This is a genomic window from Cerasibacillus quisquiliarum, assembly GCF_014202495.1.
GTDB classification, from domain to species: domain Bacteria; phylum Bacillota; class Bacilli; order Bacillales; family Amphibacillaceae; genus Cerasibacillus; species Cerasibacillus quisquiliarum.
In genome coordinates, this window is the sequence record NZ_JACHHA010000013.1 from 1 (window position 1) to 17,565 (window position 17,565).

19 protein-coding genes, 1 rRNA gene and 2 other annotated features are annotated in these 17,565 nt (G+C 36.6%); all 20 genes read left to right on the forward strand.

Translation table 11 applies throughout. From position 1 onward, the window contains the following. Positions 1-94 (forward strand): 5S ribosomal RNA (gene rrf, locus HNQ35_RS11520); the annotation flags it as partial. 278 nt (positions 95-372) lie between these two features. Beyond that, the gene (locus tag HNQ35_RS11525; RefSeq protein WP_146938319.1) at positions 373-840 is read left to right on the forward strand and encodes a CtsR family transcriptional regulator; all 468 of its coding nucleotides are present in this window, start codon (positions 373-375) and stop codon (positions 838-840) included. Positions 841-870: 30 nt separating this feature from the next. Beyond that, a complete protein-coding gene (gene mcsA, locus HNQ35_RS11530) occupies positions 871-1,422 on the forward strand; it encodes a protein-arginine kinase activator protein McsA (protein ID WP_146938320.1) in 552 nt (183 codons plus the stop codon). Then, positions 1,412-2,470: a protein-arginine kinase McsB gene (mcsB, locus tag HNQ35_RS11535; RefSeq protein WP_146938321.1), complete on the forward strand. Its 1,059-nt coding sequence runs from the start codon at positions 1,412-1,414 to the stop codon at positions 2,468-2,470. The genes mcsA and mcsB overlap by 11 nt, the downstream gene beginning before the upstream one ends. A 37-nt stretch (positions 2,471-2,507) precedes the next feature. Next, on the forward strand, positions 2,508-4,934 hold the full coding sequence (clpC, locus tag HNQ35_RS11540) for an ATP-dependent protease ATP-binding subunit ClpC (protein ID WP_146938322.1): 2,427 nt from the start codon (positions 2,508-2,510) through the stop codon (positions 4,932-4,934). A gap of 201 nt (positions 4,935-5,135) precedes the next feature. After that, the gene (radA, locus tag HNQ35_RS11545; protein ID WP_146938323.1) at positions 5,136-6,500 is read left to right on the forward strand and encodes a DNA repair protein RadA; all 1,365 of its coding nucleotides are present in this window, start codon (positions 5,136-5,138) and stop codon (positions 6,498-6,500) included. 164 nt (positions 6,501-6,664) lie between these two features. Then, a complete protein-coding gene (locus HNQ35_RS11550) occupies positions 6,665-7,759 on the forward strand; it encodes a PIN/TRAM domain-containing protein (RefSeq protein ID WP_146938324.1) in 1,095 nt (364 codons plus the stop codon). A gap of 162 nt (positions 7,760-7,921) precedes the next feature. Further along, a complete protein-coding gene (gene gltX, locus HNQ35_RS11555) occupies positions 7,922-9,391 on the forward strand; it encodes a glutamate--tRNA ligase (protein ID WP_146938325.1) in 1,470 nt (489 codons plus the stop codon). A 70-nt stretch (positions 9,392-9,461) separates the two neighbouring features. Further along, positions 9,462-9,678: a binding site (T-box leader), on the forward strand. A 55-nt stretch (positions 9,679-9,733) separates the two neighbouring features. Further along, positions 9,734-10,396, forward strand: coding sequence for a serine O-acetyltransferase (gene cysE / locus HNQ35_RS11560; RefSeq protein ID WP_146938402.1), 663 nt, complete (start codon positions 9,734-9,736; stop codon positions 10,394-10,396). Beyond that, positions 10,377-11,780: a cysteine--tRNA ligase gene (cysS, locus tag HNQ35_RS11565; protein WP_146938326.1), complete on the forward strand. Its 1,404-nt coding sequence runs from the start codon at positions 10,377-10,379 to the stop codon at positions 11,778-11,780. Before cysE ends, cysS begins: the two co-directional genes overlap by 20 nt. Continuing rightward, positions 11,780-12,187 carry a Mini-ribonuclease 3 gene (locus HNQ35_RS11570; protein WP_146938327.1) on the forward strand — a complete coding sequence of 136 codons (408 nt, stop codon included), beginning with the start codon at positions 11,780-11,782 and terminating at the stop codon, positions 12,185-12,187. Before cysS ends, HNQ35_RS11570 begins: the two co-directional genes overlap by 1 nt. Then, a complete protein-coding gene (gene rlmB / locus HNQ35_RS11575) occupies positions 12,187-12,936 on the forward strand; it encodes a 23S rRNA (guanosine(2251)-2'-O)-methyltransferase RlmB (protein WP_146938328.1) in 750 nt (249 codons plus the stop codon). Before HNQ35_RS11570 ends, rlmB begins: the two co-directional genes overlap by 1 nt. Continuing rightward, on the forward strand, positions 12,933-13,442 hold the full coding sequence (locus HNQ35_RS11580; RefSeq protein WP_146938329.1) for an NYN domain-containing protein: 510 nt from the start codon (positions 12,933-12,935) through the stop codon (positions 13,440-13,442). Before rlmB ends, HNQ35_RS11580 begins: the two co-directional genes overlap by 4 nt. Positions 13,443-13,592: 150 nt before the next feature. Beyond that, positions 13,593-14,267, forward strand: coding sequence for an RNA polymerase sporulation sigma factor SigH (gene sigH / locus HNQ35_RS11585; protein ID WP_146938330.1), 675 nt, complete (start codon positions 13,593-13,595; stop codon positions 14,265-14,267). 59 nt (positions 14,268-14,326) lie between these two features. Then, complete coding sequence (gene rpmG / locus HNQ35_RS11590; RefSeq protein WP_146938331.1) at positions 14,327-14,476, forward strand: 50S ribosomal protein L33; 150 nt, start codon at positions 14,327-14,329, stop codon at positions 14,474-14,476. 42 nt (positions 14,477-14,518) lie between these two features. Further along, complete coding sequence (gene secE / locus HNQ35_RS11595) at positions 14,519-14,689, forward strand: preprotein translocase subunit SecE (RefSeq protein ID WP_146938332.1); 171 nt, start codon at positions 14,519-14,521, stop codon at positions 14,687-14,689. Positions 14,690-14,859: 170 nt separating this feature from the next. Continuing rightward, positions 14,860-15,393 (forward strand): transcription termination/antitermination protein NusG, encoded by a 534-nt coding sequence (gene nusG / locus HNQ35_RS11600; protein WP_146938333.1) that lies wholly within the window; start codon positions 14,860-14,862, stop codon positions 15,391-15,393. Positions 15,394-15,541: 148 nt separating this feature from the next. After that, positions 15,542-15,967, forward strand: a complete 426-nt coding sequence (gene rplK / locus HNQ35_RS11605) for a 50S ribosomal protein L11 (protein ID WP_146938334.1) — start codon at positions 15,542-15,544, stop codon at positions 15,965-15,967. Between the two features lie 169 nt (positions 15,968-16,136). Then, entirely contained in the window at positions 16,137-16,835 is a 699-nt protein-coding gene (gene rplA, locus HNQ35_RS11610; protein WP_146938335.1) for a 50S ribosomal protein L1, read from the forward strand. Between the two features lie 43 nt (positions 16,836-16,878). Further along, positions 16,879-17,025, forward strand: a sequence feature (ribosomal protein L10 leader region). 36 nt (positions 17,026-17,061) lie between these two features. Next, on the forward strand, positions 17,062-17,562 hold the full coding sequence (gene rplJ / locus HNQ35_RS11615) for a 50S ribosomal protein L10 (protein ID WP_146938336.1): 501 nt from the start codon (positions 17,062-17,064) through the stop codon (positions 17,560-17,562). Positions 17,563-17,565 lie beyond the last annotated feature (3 nt).

The following is a 17,565-nucleotide window of genomic DNA, read 5'->3' on the forward strand; positions in this document are numbered from 1 at the left end:
TCACACCTGTTCCCATACCGAACACAGAAGTTAAGCTCTTCAGCGCCGATGGTAGTTGGGGCATAGCCCCTGCAAGAGTAGGACGTTGCCAGGCAATATAAATTAAACGGGATACACTATAAAACAGTGTATCCCGTTTTTTATTGACTTGTTGAAGGAATGAATGAATTTTTAAGATCGCTTTTAATTATATATGAAATACTTTTTAAATGTTTTCCTTTCCATTTTTTTGTCAACAATAATATAAAAGAAGATATTGGCAACTTCTATTAAATTGCAGTATAATAAAAATAAAGTCAAAGATAGTCAAAGTCAGGCAACATGTCCATATCCGTATAAAACGTGTTGTGATGTGTATGAGGAGGTGGCTACATGAAGAATATTACTGATATTATTGAACAATATTTAAAAGAAATATTGGAGAACAAAGGCACTAACTTCATTGAAATTAAACGTAACGAAATAGCTGATCAGTTTCAATGCGTACCTTCACAAATAAATTATGTGATCAATACACGTTTTACGACTGAAAAGGGTTATAAGGTGGAAAGCAAACGCGGTGGTGGTGGGTATATTCGTATTATTAGAGTAAAGTATAAGGATGAGGCAGAGTTAATTGATGAAATTATTGATATGATCAATCCAAAGATCAGTTTTCAATCTGCTGTTGATGTCGTTGAACGTTTATTAGATGAAGATATTATTACTAAGCGAGAAGCACAAATAATGATAAGTGCTTTAGATCGAGAAACGTTGGCTTTCAAATTACCGTTACGTGATGAAGTAAGAGCAAGAATTTTTACCCAAATGTTAAATACATTGAAGTATATGAAGCATTGAAAGTCAAATGGATGAAAGGAGAGATGCATGATGAAATGTCAACAATGTCAAAAACGTCCTGCAACAGTGCATTACACACATGTGATAAATGGGAAAAAAACAAATATACATGTTTGTGAAGTGTGTGCTAAGGACAGCGGTTATATGACTTATCCTGAAGAAGGCTTTTCTCTCCATGATTTATTAACTGGATTATTTCATTTAGATACACCGAAAGTAGATTATCAAGGCCATCCCTTTCAACAAATTGAAGAATTACGCTGTCCTTCATGCGCAATGACTTTTGCAGAGTTTAAAAGAATTGGGAAATTCGGTTGTATAGATTGTTATCATACGTTTTCTAATCGCTTAGATCCCATTTTTAGCAGAGTCCATAGTGGAAATACCCGTCACCTTGGTAAAATTCCTAAACGAAAAGGCGGACATTTACATTTAAAGAAACAACTCGCAGATTACCGTGAACAATTGGCAACTTTGATAGAAAATGAAGCATTTGAAAAAGCTGCTATCGTACGGGATAACATTAAGGAGCTCGAACAGAAAATACGAAGTAAAGAAGCGGGTGATAACGATGAGCTATGACCAGTTTATGGATCAAGCGGTTAGTCCGTGGATGCTTGAAGACGGACCAGACCATGATATTGTTTTAAGTAGTCGAGTTCGTTTAGCGAGAAATTTAGCAGATTATAAATTTCCAGTCATTGCGCCAAGCGAAGAACTAAACCATGTTAAACAATTCATTGAAAAGGAGTATAATCAAGCATCTTTTAATGAAAGTGGCCCACTTCAATTTATATCTATTCAAGATTTAAGTACAATCGAGAAAATGGTCTTAGTTGAAAAGCATCTGATCAGTCCTTTGTTAACGAAAAAGTCTGATACTGCGGCATCACTTATTTCGCAAGATGAACAAATATCGATTATGATTAATGAGGAAGACCATTTACGTATTCAGCTTTACTATCCTGGTTTTCAACTTCAAGATGCTCTTAATAAAGCATTTGAAGTTGATGATTGGCTAGAAGATAAAGTGAATTACGCTTTTGATGAAAAAAGAGGCTATTTAACAAGTTGTCCAACGAATGTTGGAACAGGCATGCGTGCTTCAGTTATGATGCATTTACCAGCCCTTGTTATTACAAAGCAATTAAATCGAATGATTCCAGCCATTAACCATTTAGGTGTCGTTGTAAGAGGCATATATGGTGAAGGTAGTGAGGCATTAGGTAATTTATTTCAAATATCCAATCAAATTACTCTTGGTAAATCAGAGAAGAATATCATTGAAGATTTACAAGGTGTCGTTCGTCAACTCATTGAACATGAACGACATGCCCGTGATAAATTATTAAAAGAGTTAGGAACGGGATTAGAAGATCGTATCTTTCGCTCTTTAGGTGTATTAAAGTATAGTAGGATTATGGATACGAAAGAAATGGCAACCCGCTTGTCACACGTTCGACTCGGTGTTGATTTAGAATTAATTGATCTTTCGCGTCATATTTTAACTGAATTAACCGTATTAACTCAACCAGGCTTTTTACAATATCATGCTCAAAAAACATTAACACCTAGAGAGCGAGATGTATTACGAGCATCAGTCATCAGGAAAAAGTTAATAGAAGCATAAAATATAAATGCTTACGAATTGATGGGAGGTTTACATGATGATGTTTGGACGTTTTACAGAAAGAGCACAAAAGGTTCTAGCTTTGTCACAAGAAGAAGCGGTTAAACTCGGACATAATAATATCGGAACCGAACATATCTTATTAGGGCTTATTCGAGAAGGTAACGGCATTGCTGCTAAAGCGTTACAGTCGCTAGGTTTAGAAGTAGATAAGATTCAAGAAGAAGTTCTTAAGTTAATTGGAAAAGGAAAGCAACCCGTGCAAGTCATTCATTATACCCCACGCGCTAAAAGAGTTGTCGAACTTTCTCAAGATGAATCGCGAAAGTTGGGTCACTCATATGTAGGGACTGAACATATCTTATTAGGGCTTATTCGAGAAGGAGAAGGTGTGGCTGCAAGAGTATTAAATAATTTAGGGGTAAGTTTGAATAAAGCGAGACAGCAGGTTCTACAATTATTAGGCAGTAATGAAACGGAAGCTTCTAGACAAGGACGCGGACGACAAAATCATGTCAGTACACCGACACTAGATTCATTAGCGCGAGATTTAACAGAAAGTGCTAAAGAAGGGAAAGTTGATCCGGTAATTGGTCGTAGTAAAGAAATTGAACGCGTCATTCAAGTATTAAGCCGTCGGACTAAAAATAACCCAGTCTTAATTGGTGAACCCGGTGTTGGTAAAACAGCTGTTGCTGAAGGATTAGCTCAGCAAATTGTGAATAATGAAGTTCCAGAAACACTTCGTGATAAGCGTGTCATGACTTTAGATATGGGAACAGTTGTAGCTGGAACAAAATATCGTGGAGAATTTGAAGACCGATTGAAAAAAGTAATGGAAGAAATTCGTCAAGCAAATAATGTTATTCTATTTATTGATGAATTGCATACGTTAATAGGTGCTGGAGGTGCTGAAGGAGCCATTGATGCTTCTAACATATTAAAGCCTTCTCTTGCTCGAGGTGAATTACAATGTATTGGAGCAACAACACTTGATGAATACCGCAAATATATTGAAAAAGATGCTGCTTTAGAGCGACGCTTCCAACCAATCCAGGTTGATGAACCGAGCCCAGAAGAAACCGTACAAATATTAAATGGCTTACGAGATCGTTATGAGGCTCACCATCGTGTAACGATTACAGATGAAGCTATTGAAGCAGCAGTAAATTTGTCGGACCGTTATATTACGGATCGTTTCTTACCAGATAAAGCGATCGATTTAATTGATGAAGCTGGTTCGAAAGTACGCCTTCGTTCTTATACGATTCCACCAAGCTTAAAAGAATTGGAACAAAAGCTAGAAGAAGTACGTAAAGAAAAAGATGCCGCTGTACAAAGTCAAGAATTTGAAAAAGCTGCTTCTTTACGTGATTCTGAACAACGCTTAAGAGAAGAGTTAGAAGCGACCCGTGAAAAATGGAAGGAAAAACAAGGAAAAGAAGATTCTAAAGTAACTGCTGAAGATATAGCAACTGTTGTATCGAGTTGGACAGGTGTACCTGTTGTAAGTATGACAAAAGATGAAACAGAACGCTTATTGCATCTTGAGGACATATTACACGGACGTGTCATAGGTCAAGAAGAAGCAGTAAAAGCAGTTTCTACAGCGATTAGAAGGGCTAGAGCTGGTTTAAAAGATCCGAAACGACCAATCGGTTCATTTATTTTCTTAGGACCTACTGGTGTCGGTAAAACAGAATTGGCTCGTGCCTTGGCAGAAGCTATGTTTGAAGACGAAGACGCGATGATTCGAATTGATATGTCAGAGTACATGGAAAAACACGCAACATCTCGCTTAGTCGGCTCACCACCGGGATATGTAGGTTATGAAGAAGGAGGACAATTAACCGAGAAAGTTCGTCGTAAGCCATATTCTGTAGTCCTTCTTGATGAAATTGAAAAGGCTCATCCTGAAGTATTTAATATTTTACTTCAAGTGTTAGAGGATGGCCGTTTAACAGACTCTAAAGGTAGACTCGTTGATTTTCGTAATACAGTGCTTATTATGACATCTAATGTAGGTGCGAGTGAATTAGAGCGAAATAAATATGTCGGCTTTACACTAAATGACGATGATCAAGAGTACAAAGATATGAAAGAAAATGTACTCGATGCCTTAAAGAAAGCATTTCGTCCAGAATTTTTAAACCGAATTGATGAGACCATTGTTTTCCACACACTTGAGGAAAAGCATATGAAAGAAATTGCTAAATTAATGCTAAAGCAATTACAAAAGCGTCTAAAAGAGCAAGATATTGAATTTACATTAACAGATAAAGCGATTGAAAAAATTGCTGAAAAAGGTTTTCAACCAGAATATGGTGCACGTCCACTACGCCGTGCCATCCAAAAAAACATCGAAGACTTGCTTTCTGAAGAACTGTTAAAAGGGACAATTAATAAAGGAGAAAAGGTTAAAGTTGGTTTAAATAATAAAGGGGAATTTATTGTTCTTCCATAAGAACATAACTTTGATTTACTAACAGCTGGAAGGATGATTTCTTCTGGCTGTTTTTCCTATCTTTTGTTTAATTGTGGCATAAATATGTGACAAAGCAAAAGAAATGATAACTATTTGTAATTTCATGGTAAAGAATTTCATATACAATAAAATTAGGTAAGAAGATATTTTGTTTCTTCGCCTGCGGAAAGGACGAGAAAATTGGCTAAAACAAAGACAAAGTATGTCTGTCAATCATGTGGCTATGAATCTCCGAGATGGATGGGAAGATGTCCTGGTTGTTCAAATTGGAATACACTCGTTGAGGAAATAGAGAGAAAGACAAAAACGAATCGCCCATCAACTGGACTGACTTCGAGAAAACCTATCAAAATTACATCTATTGAATCACAAGAAGAACCACGTATATTGACTTCGCTGAAAGAATTTAATCGCGTTCTAGGTGGAGGAATTGTCCATGGCTCACTCGTTCTTATCGGTGGAGACCCAGGAATTGGGAAATCAACACTACTTCTACAAATATCATCACAACTTGCTGAACAACAATTACCGGTTTTATATATTTCTGGTGAAGAATCGACCCGCCAAACGAAATTGCGTGCGGACCGCTTAAATGTTTCTTCTGATTTACTTTACGTCTTAGCAGAAACGAACCTTTTCGATATTGCTAATCATATAGAGGAACTAAAACCTTCACTCGTTATTGTTGATTCGATTCAAACAATTTATAAAGATGAAGTGACAAGCGCACCTGGTAGTGTGTCACAAGTAAGAGAATGTACAAGTGAGTTGATGCGCATTGCTAAGACAAATCATATACCCATTTTCATTGTCGGTCATGTGACAAAAGAAGGGGCGATTGCTGGTCCACGAGTTTTAGAACATATGGTAGATACCGTTCTATATTTTGAAGGGGAAAGGCATCATACTTATCGAATTCTCCGTAGTGTTAAAAATCGTTTCGGAAGTACAAATGAAATGGGTATATTTGAAATGAAGGAAGAAGGACTTAAAGAAGTGATGAATCCGTCAGAAATCTTTTTAGAAGAACGTTCAAAAGGAGCTGCAGGATCAACTGTCGTCGCCTCAATGGAAGGAACGCGCCCAGTATTAGTAGAAATTCAAGCACTTATTTCACCTACTAGCTTTGGAAACCCACGACGTATGGCTACAGGAGTTGATTATAATCGTATTCCATTATTAATGGCCGTATTGGAAAAGCGTGTCGGCCTTATGTTGCAAAATCAAGATGCTTATGTGAAAGTAGCTGGAGGAGTTAAGTTGGATGAGCCAGCTATTGATTTAGCGATTAGTGTTAGCATTGCATCTAGTTTTCGTAATCAACCGACTCGCCCAGATGATATTTTTATAGGAGAGGTTGGATTAACAGGTGAAGTCAGACGTGTGTCTAGAATAGAACAGCGTGTACAAGAAGCAGCTAAATTAGGTTTCAAACGAGTTATTTGCCCACAAAAAAACATAGACGGATGGACCTTACCAGAGACAATTGAGATTATAGGTGTTAATACTGTTCAAGAAGCACTTAATATTGGTTTACATCGATAAAAAACAAATTGACATAAAATAAAATATGTGATAAGATAATAAATTTACTAAGTTGAGACTTATTCAAGGCTATGCTATCATTTTAGTGAAATCATATAGAATCTTAAGATAACGGTTATTTTTTCAGAAGTTGAGGCAATAATAGAATTAGGAGGTGAAATAACTTGTTGCAAAAGATAGTTCATTTGTTTTTTTTAATTACAGGAGCAACAGTAGGTTATTTGTATATACCTGAAATTATTATTTTACTAGGTATTACTGATGTTGGTTTGTTACAGTCTAATTATTTTGGTTTAATTGCCGGTGCGGTTATTTTCTTTCTTATATCATACTTCATAACGGACTACATTGTTGGTTTTTTGAAGTGGGTAGAAGAAGCATTAATTAAAGTGCCGCTTGGTGATTTAGCATTTGGTACATTCGGATTAATCGTTGGTTTAGTAGTTGCTTATTTGATTAATATTACGATTCAAGATATTAAGATAAGCGTTGTATCTCAAGTTGTTCCATTATTCATCATGATTATTCTCGGTTATCTTGGCTTTCAAGTCGGTTTTCGCAGACGTGAAGAATTTCTGCAATTATTAGCAACGAAAAAAGACCGAGAAAAAAAGCGTCAAACATCAGAAGAGCGGGTTAAAAGAGAGTATCAAAAACCTAAAATACTCGATACAAGTGTTATTATAGATGGCCGTATAGCTGATATATGTCAAACTGAGTTTTTAGAAGGGGCACTTGTTATTCCACAGTTTGTTCTCGGTGAATTACAACATATTGCAGATTCTTCCGACGTATTAAAGCGCAATCGCGGACGCCGAGGCTTAGATGTCTTAAATCGTATTCAAAAAGAATTGCCGATTGAAGTTAAAATTTATGAAGGTGACTTTGAAGATATCCCTGAAGTTGATAGTAAATTAATTAAGTTAGCTAAAGTGATCGATGGAACAGTTGTCACAAATGATTTTAACTTAAATAAGGTCTGTGATCTGCAAGGTGTACGCGTATTAAATATCAACGATTTAGCAAATGCAGTGAAGCCTGTTGTTCTTCCTGGAGAAGAATTAGCCGTCCAAGTCATTAAAGATGGGAAAGAACATAATCAAGGTATTGCTTATTTAGACGATGGGACAATGATCGTTGTAGAAGAAGGGATGCGCTATATTGGTAAAAAGATTGATGTCATTATTACAAGCGTTCTACAAACATCAGCCGGTCGCATGATCTTTGCTAAGCCAAAACTACTTGAAAAAGCATTATAAAAAAGGTATAACATTATATAAGATGTTTAGAAATGAAAAGTGATAACAGTAATTGTTATCGCTTTTTGTTATACTGATATAGGATACTTATAAACTATAACAACGTCGTATGCGTTGTTACACACTTATTGAATTTATTTATGTTGAGGAAGGGGTACCACCATGACAAAAGAAGTTCGCGTACGCTATGCGCCAAGTCCAACAGGGCATTTACATATTGGAAATGCACGTACTGCCTTGTTTAATTATTTATTTGCAAGACATTTTAATGGGAAATTTATTATTCGTATAGAAGATACGGATGAGAAACGGAATGTAGAAGGTGGCGAAGAAAGCCAATTAAAATATTTGAAATGGCTCGGTCTTGATTGGGATGAAGGAGCTGACATTGGCGGTGATTATGGACCATATCGCCAAATGGAACGCCTTGAAATTTATCAAAAATATATTGATGAGTTATTGGAAAAAGGTCTAGCTTACAAATGCTATATGACAGAGGAAGAACTCGAACAGGAACGTGAAGAACAAAGAGCTCGTGGTGAAATGCCAAAGTATTCAGGAGCACATCGGAATTTAACAGAAGAACAGATTCAACAATTCGAAGCAGAAGGAAGAAAGCCAAGCATTCGCTTTCGTGTGCCTGACAATGTGACTTACACATTTAAAGATATTGTTCGTGGTGATATTACATTTGAATCCAGTGATGTTGGAGACTGGGTTATGGTTAAGAAAAATGGCATTCCAACATATAATTTTGCCGTCGTTATTGACGACCATTTAATGAAAATATCTCATGTATTACGTGGAGAGGAACATATTTCAAATACACCTAGACAATTGATGGTATATGAAGCGCTTGGCTGGGAACCACCACAATTCGGACATATGACATTGATTTTAAATGAGAACCGTAAGAAGTTAAGTAAACGTGATCAACATATCATGCAATTTATTGAGCAATATAAAGATATGGGTTATTTACCAGAAGCATTATTTAACTTTATTACATTACTAGGTTGGTCACCAGTTGGTGAGGAAGAGATTTTCGATCAGGAGACATTGATTAAAATATTTGACCCAGATCGTCTATCAACCTCTGCGGCAATATTCGATCAGCAAAAGCTAAAATGGATGAATGGAGAATATATTAAAACATTATCACCTGAAGAAGCTGTTTCATTAGCGTTGCCATATTTAATTGATGCAGGGAAACTTCCTGAAGATATGGATGATCAAAAACGCGAATGGGCAGAAAAGCTCATTCAGCTTTATCAAGAGCAGTTACATTATGGTAAAGAAATTGTCGAACTGACAGAGTTATTTTTTAAAACAGAAATCACATATGATGAAGCGGCAATGGATGTATTAAAGGAAGAACAAGTCCCAGAAGTTCTTCAAGTTTTTACTGACAAGCTCATTCATCTAGATGATTTTAATGCAACAGAAATTAAAGCACAAATAAAAGCCACACAAAAAGAAACAGGGCATAGAGGGAAGAAATTGTTTATGCCTATTCGCGTTGCGACAACAGGTCAAAAGCACGGACCAGAGTTACCATTAGCAATTGAATTACTTGGCAAAGAAGTCGTTGTTAACCGACTAGATGCCTTATTGAATAAATTAAATGCTTAATAAAATAGGCATAATAAACCATACATTTCAATTCACATTATGAAATAAATATAATATAGTAATATCACATACTTGTGCGTTGAAGAGGAAAAGTAAAAAATAAATCGGTTACACAGAGAGAACCACCAAGGCTGTAAGTGGTTTTAACCATTATTTTTGAAATGCACCTCTGAGTCCGTCATGGAAAGATAGTATATGACGGCGGAATCCTACCGTTATTTAGGGATTGAGCTGGGGGATTATATGCCTCAATCAGAGTGGAACCGCGCTAAATGAGCGTCTCTGTGTTAAACACAGAGACGCTTTTTTTAATGACATGTAGAGGAGGTCTAATAGATGAAAATTTTTAAGCGGATGAAAGAGGATATGGATGTCGTTTTTGAACAAGACCCAGCGGCACGAACGTATCTAGAAGTATTCTTAACATATTCAGGTTTACATGCTATATGGTGGCATCGGGTTGCACATGCTTTTTTCAAACGAAAAATGTTCTTTATTGCACGTGCTATTTCACAAATCAGCCGTTTTTTAACCGGTATTGAGATTCATCCAGGAGCTAAAATAGGTCGTCGCTTTTTCATAGACCATGGCATGGGTGTCGTCATTGGTGAAACATGTGAAATCGGTGACGACGTGACTGTATTTCAAGGTGTAACATTAGGCGGAACTGGTAAAGAGAAGGGGAAGCGTCATCCAACAATAAAAGATCATGCCTTAATTGCTACTGGAGCAAAAGTATTAGGATCTATTACGGTAGGTGAATATGCACGAATTGGAGCTGGCTCTGTTGTGCTAAAAGATGTTCCAGCACATGCAACAGTTGTTGGTATTCCGGGTAGAGTCGTTAGACAACACGGAAAAAAAGTTGAAAAGACATTGGACCACCACAAACTACCAGACCCAATTCAAGATCGATTTAATCAATTACAAAAAGAAATTGATACATTAAAAAAGGAGATCGCTCAACGAAAGGAAGGGGAACAGAATGACGATTCAAATTTATAATACATTAACGAGGGAAAAAGAAGTCTTTAAACCAATTGAAAAAGGCAAGGTGCGCATGTATGTCTGTGGCCCGACGGTATATAATTATATCCATATAGGAAATGCCCGACCTGCCATTGTTTTTGATACGGTTAGACGTTATTTAGAATATAAAGGATATGCCGTCACGTATGTTCTTAATTTTACAGATATTGACGATAAGATTATTCGTGCCGCACAAGAAGCAGGAGAAGATGCAAAAACGATTGCCGATCGTTATATTAAAGCATATAAGGAAGATGTCGCAGCATTAGGTGTTAAAGAAGCGACTTACCATCCACGTGTAACAGAAACAATTGAAGAGATTATTCAATTTATTGAAGGGCTTATTGATAAAGGTTTTGCATATGAAGTAGACGGTGATGTTTATTTTAAACCGAGAGCATTTGAAGATTATGGTAAATTATCACATCAATCAATTGATGAGCTAAGAGCAGGTGCACGTATTCAAATCGGTGAGAAAAAAAGCGATCCACTTGATTTTGCGTTGTGGAAAAAGGCAGAAGCCGGAGAGGTTGCTTGGGATTCACCATGGGGAAAAGGCCGTCCGGGTTGGCATATTGAATGTTCAACAATGGCGAAGAAATATCTAGGCGAGACGATTGATATTCATGCTGGTGGCCAAGACTTAACATTCCCACATCATGAGAATGAAATTGCTCAATCAGAAGCTAAAACTGGTAAGCCTTTTGCAAATTATTGGATGCATAATGGTTATATCAACATTAATAATGAAAAAATGTCCAAATCCCTAGGTAACTTCGTATTAACACGTGAACTATTACGTCTTCATGATCCGAAAATTATCCGTTTTTTTATGTTAAGCGTTCACTATCGTCATCCGATTAACTTTTCGGAAGAATTGTTAGAAGGGGCAAAACAAAGCTTTGAACGAATAGAAACAGCTTATTTAAATTTAGAACATCGTAAAAAAGCGAGCATGAATTTAACGAAAGATAACAACGAATGGCTTGAAAAAATTGAACAGTTAAAAGAAAACTTTGAAGCGGCGATGGATGATGACTTTAATACAGCTAATGCCATATCTGTCTTGTTTGATGTGACAAAAGAAGCAAATCTATATGTAGAAAAAGATCAAACAGCGACAGAAGTGATTGATGCTTTTCAAGAGGCAATGAAAACCATGCTTCATATTTTAGGTATTCGGCTAGAAACAGAAGAGGACTTATTAGATGAAGATATAGAACGTTTAATAGAAGAGAGAAATGAAGCACGTAAGAATCGCGATTTTAAACGCGCTGATGAAATTAGAGATCTTTTAAAAGAAAAACAGATTATATTAGAGGATACGCCTCAAGGTGTCCGGTGGAAAAGAGGTTCATAATGAAACTAGATGTTAAACAAATGAAAAGCTTAGCACTTGCTTATATGGGCGATGCTGTTTATGAAGTTTATGTTCGTGAATATTTATTAAAATCAGGAGAAGTAAAACCGAATGAATTACATCAAAGAGCTGTCACTTTTGTTTCAGCAAAAGCTCAGGCTAATGTTATATTAGCCTGGCTTAAGACAGATTTTTTAACAGAAGAAGAGAAGAAAGTAACGATTCGTGGACGTAATGCGAAATCTGGATCAATTCCGAAAAACGCAAGTGTACAAGCTTACCGTTATTCAACAGCTTTTGAAACGTTAATTGGTTATCATTATTTACTCGATCATAAGGAGCGTTTAGATACGTTGTTACGAAAAGCAATTGAACATTTAGAAAATCAGAAGGGAGGAAGCTTATGATGAAAGAGGAAATAATTATAGGCCGAAATCCAGTCATAGAGGCTTTAAAATCAGGGCGAACGATTCATAAAATATTTATATCAGATCAATTAAATGTGAATACACGCCGAGAAATCAATCGACTCAATAAGAAGGTAGATGCTGTTATTCATCAAGTGCCCAAACATAAGTTAAATCAATTATCAAGAGGTAATCACCAAGGAATTGTAGCATTTGTAGCTCCCTATAAATATGCACAGTTAGACGACTTATTTACAATTGCTAAAGAGCTTAACGAAGATCCTTTTTTTATTATTCTAGATGAATTAGAGGACCCACATAATTTAGGTTCAATTTTAAGAACAGCTGATGCTACAGGAGCACATGGTGTGATTATCCCCAAACGCCGTGCCGTCGGTTTAACTGAAATAGTCGCTAAAACGTCAGCTGGGGCTATTGAATATGTTCCTGTTGTTCGCGTAACAAATATTGCCCAAACTATTGAACAACTAAAAGAGAAAGGTCTTTGGATTATAGGAACAGCCGGAGAAGCTAAAGAGGATTATCGGTCACTAGATTTAACGATGCCACTTGCTATAGTCATTGGAAATGAAGGAAAAGGTATGAGCCGCCTCGTCAAGGAAAAATGCGACTGGTTAGTGAAGCTTCCAATGGTTGGCCATGTGTCATCACTTAATGCCTCAGTTGCTTGTAGTCTGTTATTATATGAAGTTTATCGCAAGCGTCATCCGCTAAGCGACCAGATATGATTTATCTTGTAGTTGACGGTTATAACATTATCGGAGCGTGGGAAGAATTACAGAGATTAAAAGAAAAAGATATTGGACAAGCTCGTGATCGCTTACTTGACATGATGGCTGAATATCAAGCTTATTCTGGTTATCACGTTATCGTCGTATTTGATGCTTATTTTGTCAAAGGAAAGAGAGCAACATATCGAAAGTCCAAGCTTGATGTCATATTTACGAAAGAAAATGAAACAGCTGATGAATGTATTGAAAGACTCGTAAAAGAGCTACAAAATGTTCGTGATAAAGTGTATGTAGCAACATCAGATTATGATGAGCAACGAACGATTTTCGGAAGCGGTGCTTTGCGTAAATCGGCCAGAGAACTCTACATCGAGATGGAAGCAATGCAAAAAGATATTAGTAGGCGCATCATAAGCCAAAACCAATACAAACCCATTTCAAAGATTCCGTTAGACCCTGAAGTTCAAGCAGTTTTTGAAAAATGGCGTCGCGGAAGAAAATGACTATATCTAAAGTCCTAAAACACCCCCACTAATTATTGGTAATTTTTAAAATTGAGAGAAAATACCCATCATATTTTATTGAGAATTTATCCGCCATATTGTATAATAGTTCCATAATTGCCAACAATTTGGTGGGGGAGGGCATACTAGGTGAGTGTAAAACAACTGAGGGCTCGATCGAATCAAATCAACCATCTTAAAGATGAGGAATTGATTCAATTAATCCATCGAGGATGTGGACAAGCATTAGATTTTCTAATTCGCAAGTACAAACATATCGTTAGAGCAAAATCACACACATATTTTATCGTTGGGGCAGATCATGAAGATATTTTTCAAGAAGGTATGATTGGATTATATAAAGCCATTCGTGATTACGATAAAGATAAGTTGACCTCGTTTCGTGGATTTGCAGACATTTGTATAACGCGGCAAATCATTACAGCAATCAAAGCAGCGACGAGAAAAAAGCATATCCCACTAAATTCTTACATTTCCTTAGATAAACCCATTTATGATGAAGAATCAGACCGAACATTATTAGATACAATTGCAGGGGCTGAAACAACTGATCCACAAGAACTGCTAATTTCTCGGGAAAACGAAGGACGTATTCACCTTAAGTTAACTCAGTCTTTAAGTGATCTTGAGAGAAAAGTACTTGTTTTATATCTTGATGGTAAATCTTATGAAGAAATATCAATCGAATTAAAAAGACATGTCAAATCGATAGACAATGCACTACAAAGGGTAAAACGGAAATTAGGAGAGTTTCACCGCTCTGGAGAAGTGATGCTATCATTTAATGACTATGTCGACTATTGACATTCATAACTCAGACATGCTACATTAAAATGAGCATATCCCGAAGACGGGGTGATATAATGAGTAAGAAAATCACTTTAGCATGTATACATTGCGCTCGTCGCAACTATACGACGCATAAAAATGCATCACACGATTCCAAACGTTTAGAAGTTAGAAAGTTTTGTAAAACATGTGGCAAACATACGTGGCATCGTGAAACAAAATGATAGATTAAAGCTATTAGCGAAGAGTAGGAGGTACAAACGACGATGTTTAAATTTTTAAAAGACGTTGCACGAGAGATGAGAAAAGTTTCTTGGCCAAAAGGAAAAGAGTTAACGAGTTATACGATAACCGTTATTGCGACGGTTGCTTTTGTAGCTATATTCTTTTTTATTGTTGACCTTGGTATTACTCAACTCATTGAGTGGGTTCGCTAACTAGCTTTTGGACTTATATTTTGAATAAATGTATTATAAATATGATATAATGCTATATATACCTATTACAAAAACCCGATTTAACGGGTTTTTTAAATTGTTTAAAACATAGATGTGTTTTTTATCGTTTACAAATAGAGTGATTCATAATTTAAGGGAGGGAAATGAAGATGGATAAGAAATGGTACGTTATTCATACGTATTCTGGTTATGAAAATAAAGTTAAAACGAACTTAGAAAAGCGCGTTGAAACGATGGGTATGGAAGATAAGATTTTCCGAGTTATCGTACCAGAAGAAGAAAAAACAGAAATGAAAGATGGTAAGAAAAAAGTAACGAAAAAGAAAGTCTTCCCAGGATATGTATTAACAGAAATGATTATGACAGACGATTCATGGTATGTCGTCCGAAATACACCAGGTGTGACTGGCTTTATCGGTTCAAGTGGCGGTGGTACAAAACCAACACCGTTATTACCACATGAAGTCGATCAGATACTAAAACAAATGGGCTTAGCCGATCAAACGGTTCAAGTTGACTTTGAAATTAAGGAAAACGTCCGCGTAACTGATGGTCCATTTGCTAACTTTACAGGAACAATAGAGTCAATTGATACTGATAAACAAAAGGTAAAAGTGCATGTTAATATGTTTGGTCGCGATACACCTGTAGAGCTAGAATTTGGACAAATTGAAAAACTATAATGATTGAAAGACTTGCAAAATAGGTTAGAACATGCTAAAATTTTTTTGTTATTCACGTTCTGTTCTAATCGATAGGACAGACGATTTAGAGTGGGAGGAGAGGAAAGTCTCCTATTACCACATCACGGACTTTAAGGAGGTGTGTCTCGTGGCTAAAAAAGTTATTCAAGTCGTAAAATTACAGATTCCTGCAGGGAAAGCAAACCCAGCACCACCAGTGGGACCAGCATTAGGTCAAGCGGGTATTAATATCATGGGATTCTGTAAAGAATTTAATGCACGTACACAAGAACAGGCAGGGTTAGTTATTCCTGTAGAAATTACTGTTTTTGAAGATCGTTCTTTCACATTTATTACAAAAACACCACCAGCTTCTGTATTATTGAAAAAAGAAGCAGGAATTGATAAAGCATCTGGTGAACCGAACCGTAATAAAGTAGCAACGGTAAAGCGTGACAAAGTAAGAGAAATTGCAGAATTGAAAATGCAAGACTTAAACGCGGCTGATGTAGAAGCTGCCATGCGTATGGTAGAAGGAACCGCACGCAGTATGGGAATTACGATTGAAGATTAATTCTGAAATCTATCAGGTTGCGGCAAGTTAGAATTCAACTCGCAACCTTTTCATATGATGATTTGCTCTATATGTTAAAGAGTCATCATCTAAGCTTTATAAAGGCTTGTTCGTGCTTTTATAAGTGGGAGGTTAAACCGTTATAACCACAATAGAGGAGGAAATAATAATGGCTAAAAAAGGTAAAAGATATCAAGAAGCGGCAAAATTAGTAGACCGCTCAAAGACTTATCAAATAGATGAAGCTGTTGAACTTTTAAAGCAATTTCCTAAAGCAAAGTTCGACGAAACCGTTGAAGTAGCCTACCGCCTAGGAGTTGATCCGAAAAAAGCGGACCAACAAATTCGCGGTGCTATGGTACTACCACACGGAACAGGGAAAACACAAACAGTTCTCGTGTTTGCAAAAGGTGAAAAAGCTAAAGAAGCAGAAGCTGCAGGTGCTGATTATGTTGGAGATCAAGAATATATCGAAAAAATTAACCAAGGTTGGTTAGAGTTCGATGTTATTGTAGCGACACCTGATATGATGGCCGAAGTAGGGAAATTAGGTCGTGTCCTTGGACCAAAAGGCTTAATGCCAAACCCTAAAACGGGCACAGTAACATTTGAAGTTGAAAAGGCGGTTAAAGATATTAAAGCTGGTAAAGTAGAATACCGTGTCGATAAAGCTTCGAATATACATGCGCCAATTGGAAAGCTTTCATTTGATGCTGAAAAGCTTATAGAGAACTTTAAAGCTTTAACAGAAACAATCGTGAAAGCAAAACCACAATCTTCTAAAGGAAAGTATTTACAAAACGTTGCAATTACATCAACTATGGGCCCTGGTATTCAAGTAGATGTATCAGATTTTCGTCCATCATAAAGTTGACTTTTTAAATTGAAGTCGATATAATGTATGACGTTATCAAAATAAATACGTTATACCGTAGACAGCAGGGGCGTTAAGCTTAATATCCTGCCGAGGTTTTTCTTATAAAGTAAGATGATGCGATTCCGTTAATCATCTTAATAAAAGGAGCCTCTCTGTCTAAGGCTCCTTTTTATATTGTATTTATACGGTATGATGATTCTTTTTGGGAGGTGGAACAATGTCCAACGTAATGGAAACAAAGAAACAAATTGTTGAAGAAATCACTGAAAAATTCCGTAATAGTCAATCAACAGTACTTGTTAACTACAGAGGTCTTGATGTTGCTGAAGTAACAGAGCTACGTAAACAATTACGTGATGCCGGCGTTGATTATAAAGTTTATAAAAACACACTTGCAAGACGTGCGGCAGAAGCTGCGGGTTTAAGTGAGTTAACTGAAACATTGGTCGGTCCAACAGCTATCGCATTTAGTGATGAAGATGTTGTCGCGCCAGCGCGTATTTTAAACGATTTCGCTAAAGATCACGAAGCATTAGAGATTAAAGGCGGAGTGATTGAAGGGGAAATCGCATCTTTAGATGATATTAAAGAACTTGCAAGCCTACCGAACTACGAAGGTATGGTTTCTATGTTGCTTAGTGTTCTTCAAGCTCCAATTCGCAACTTTGCTTATGTTACAAAAGCTGTTGCTGAGCAAAAAGAAGAGCAAGGTGCTTAATCT

Coding starts and splice junctions, on each gene's coding strand:
- HNQ35_RS11525 (WP_146938319.1), top strand. CDS start 373: ATGAAGAATATTACTGATATTATTGAACAATATTTAAAAGAAATATTG.
- secE (WP_146938332.1), top strand. CDS start 14,519: ATGTTTAAATTTTTAAAAGACGTTGCACGAGAGATGAGAAAAGTTTCT.
- clpC (WP_146938322.1), top strand. CDS start 2,508: ATGATGTTTGGACGTTTTACAGAAAGAGCACAAAAGGTTCTAGCTTTG.
- cysS (WP_146938326.1), top strand. CDS start 10,377: ATGACGATTCAAATTTATAATACATTAACGAGGGAAAAAGAAGTCTTT.
- mcsB (WP_146938321.1), top strand. CDS start 1,412: ATGAGCTATGACCAGTTTATGGATCAAGCGGTTAGTCCGTGGATGCTT.
- nusG (WP_146938333.1), top strand. CDS start 14,860: ATGGATAAGAAATGGTACGTTATTCATACGTATTCTGGTTATGAAAAT.
- rpmG (WP_146938331.1), top strand. CDS start 14,327: ATGAGTAAGAAAATCACTTTAGCATGTATACATTGCGCTCGTCGCAAC.
- gltX (WP_146938325.1), top strand. CDS start 7,922: ATGACAAAAGAAGTTCGCGTACGCTATGCGCCAAGTCCAACAGGGCAT.
- HNQ35_RS11570 (WP_146938327.1), top strand. CDS start 11,780: ATGAAACTAGATGTTAAACAAATGAAAAGCTTAGCACTTGCTTATATG.
- rplA (WP_146938335.1), top strand. CDS start 16,137: ATGGCTAAAAAAGGTAAAAGATATCAAGAAGCGGCAAAATTAGTAGAC.
- rlmB (WP_146938328.1), top strand. CDS start 12,187: ATGAAAGAGGAAATAATTATAGGCCGAAATCCAGTCATAGAGGCTTTA.
- HNQ35_RS11580 (WP_146938329.1), top strand. CDS start 12,933: ATGATTTATCTTGTAGTTGACGGTTATAACATTATCGGAGCGTGGGAA.
- mcsA (WP_146938320.1), top strand. CDS start 871: ATGAAATGTCAACAATGTCAAAAACGTCCTGCAACAGTGCATTACACA.
- rplJ (WP_146938336.1), top strand. CDS start 17,062: ATGTCCAACGTAATGGAAACAAAGAAACAAATTGTTGAAGAAATCACT.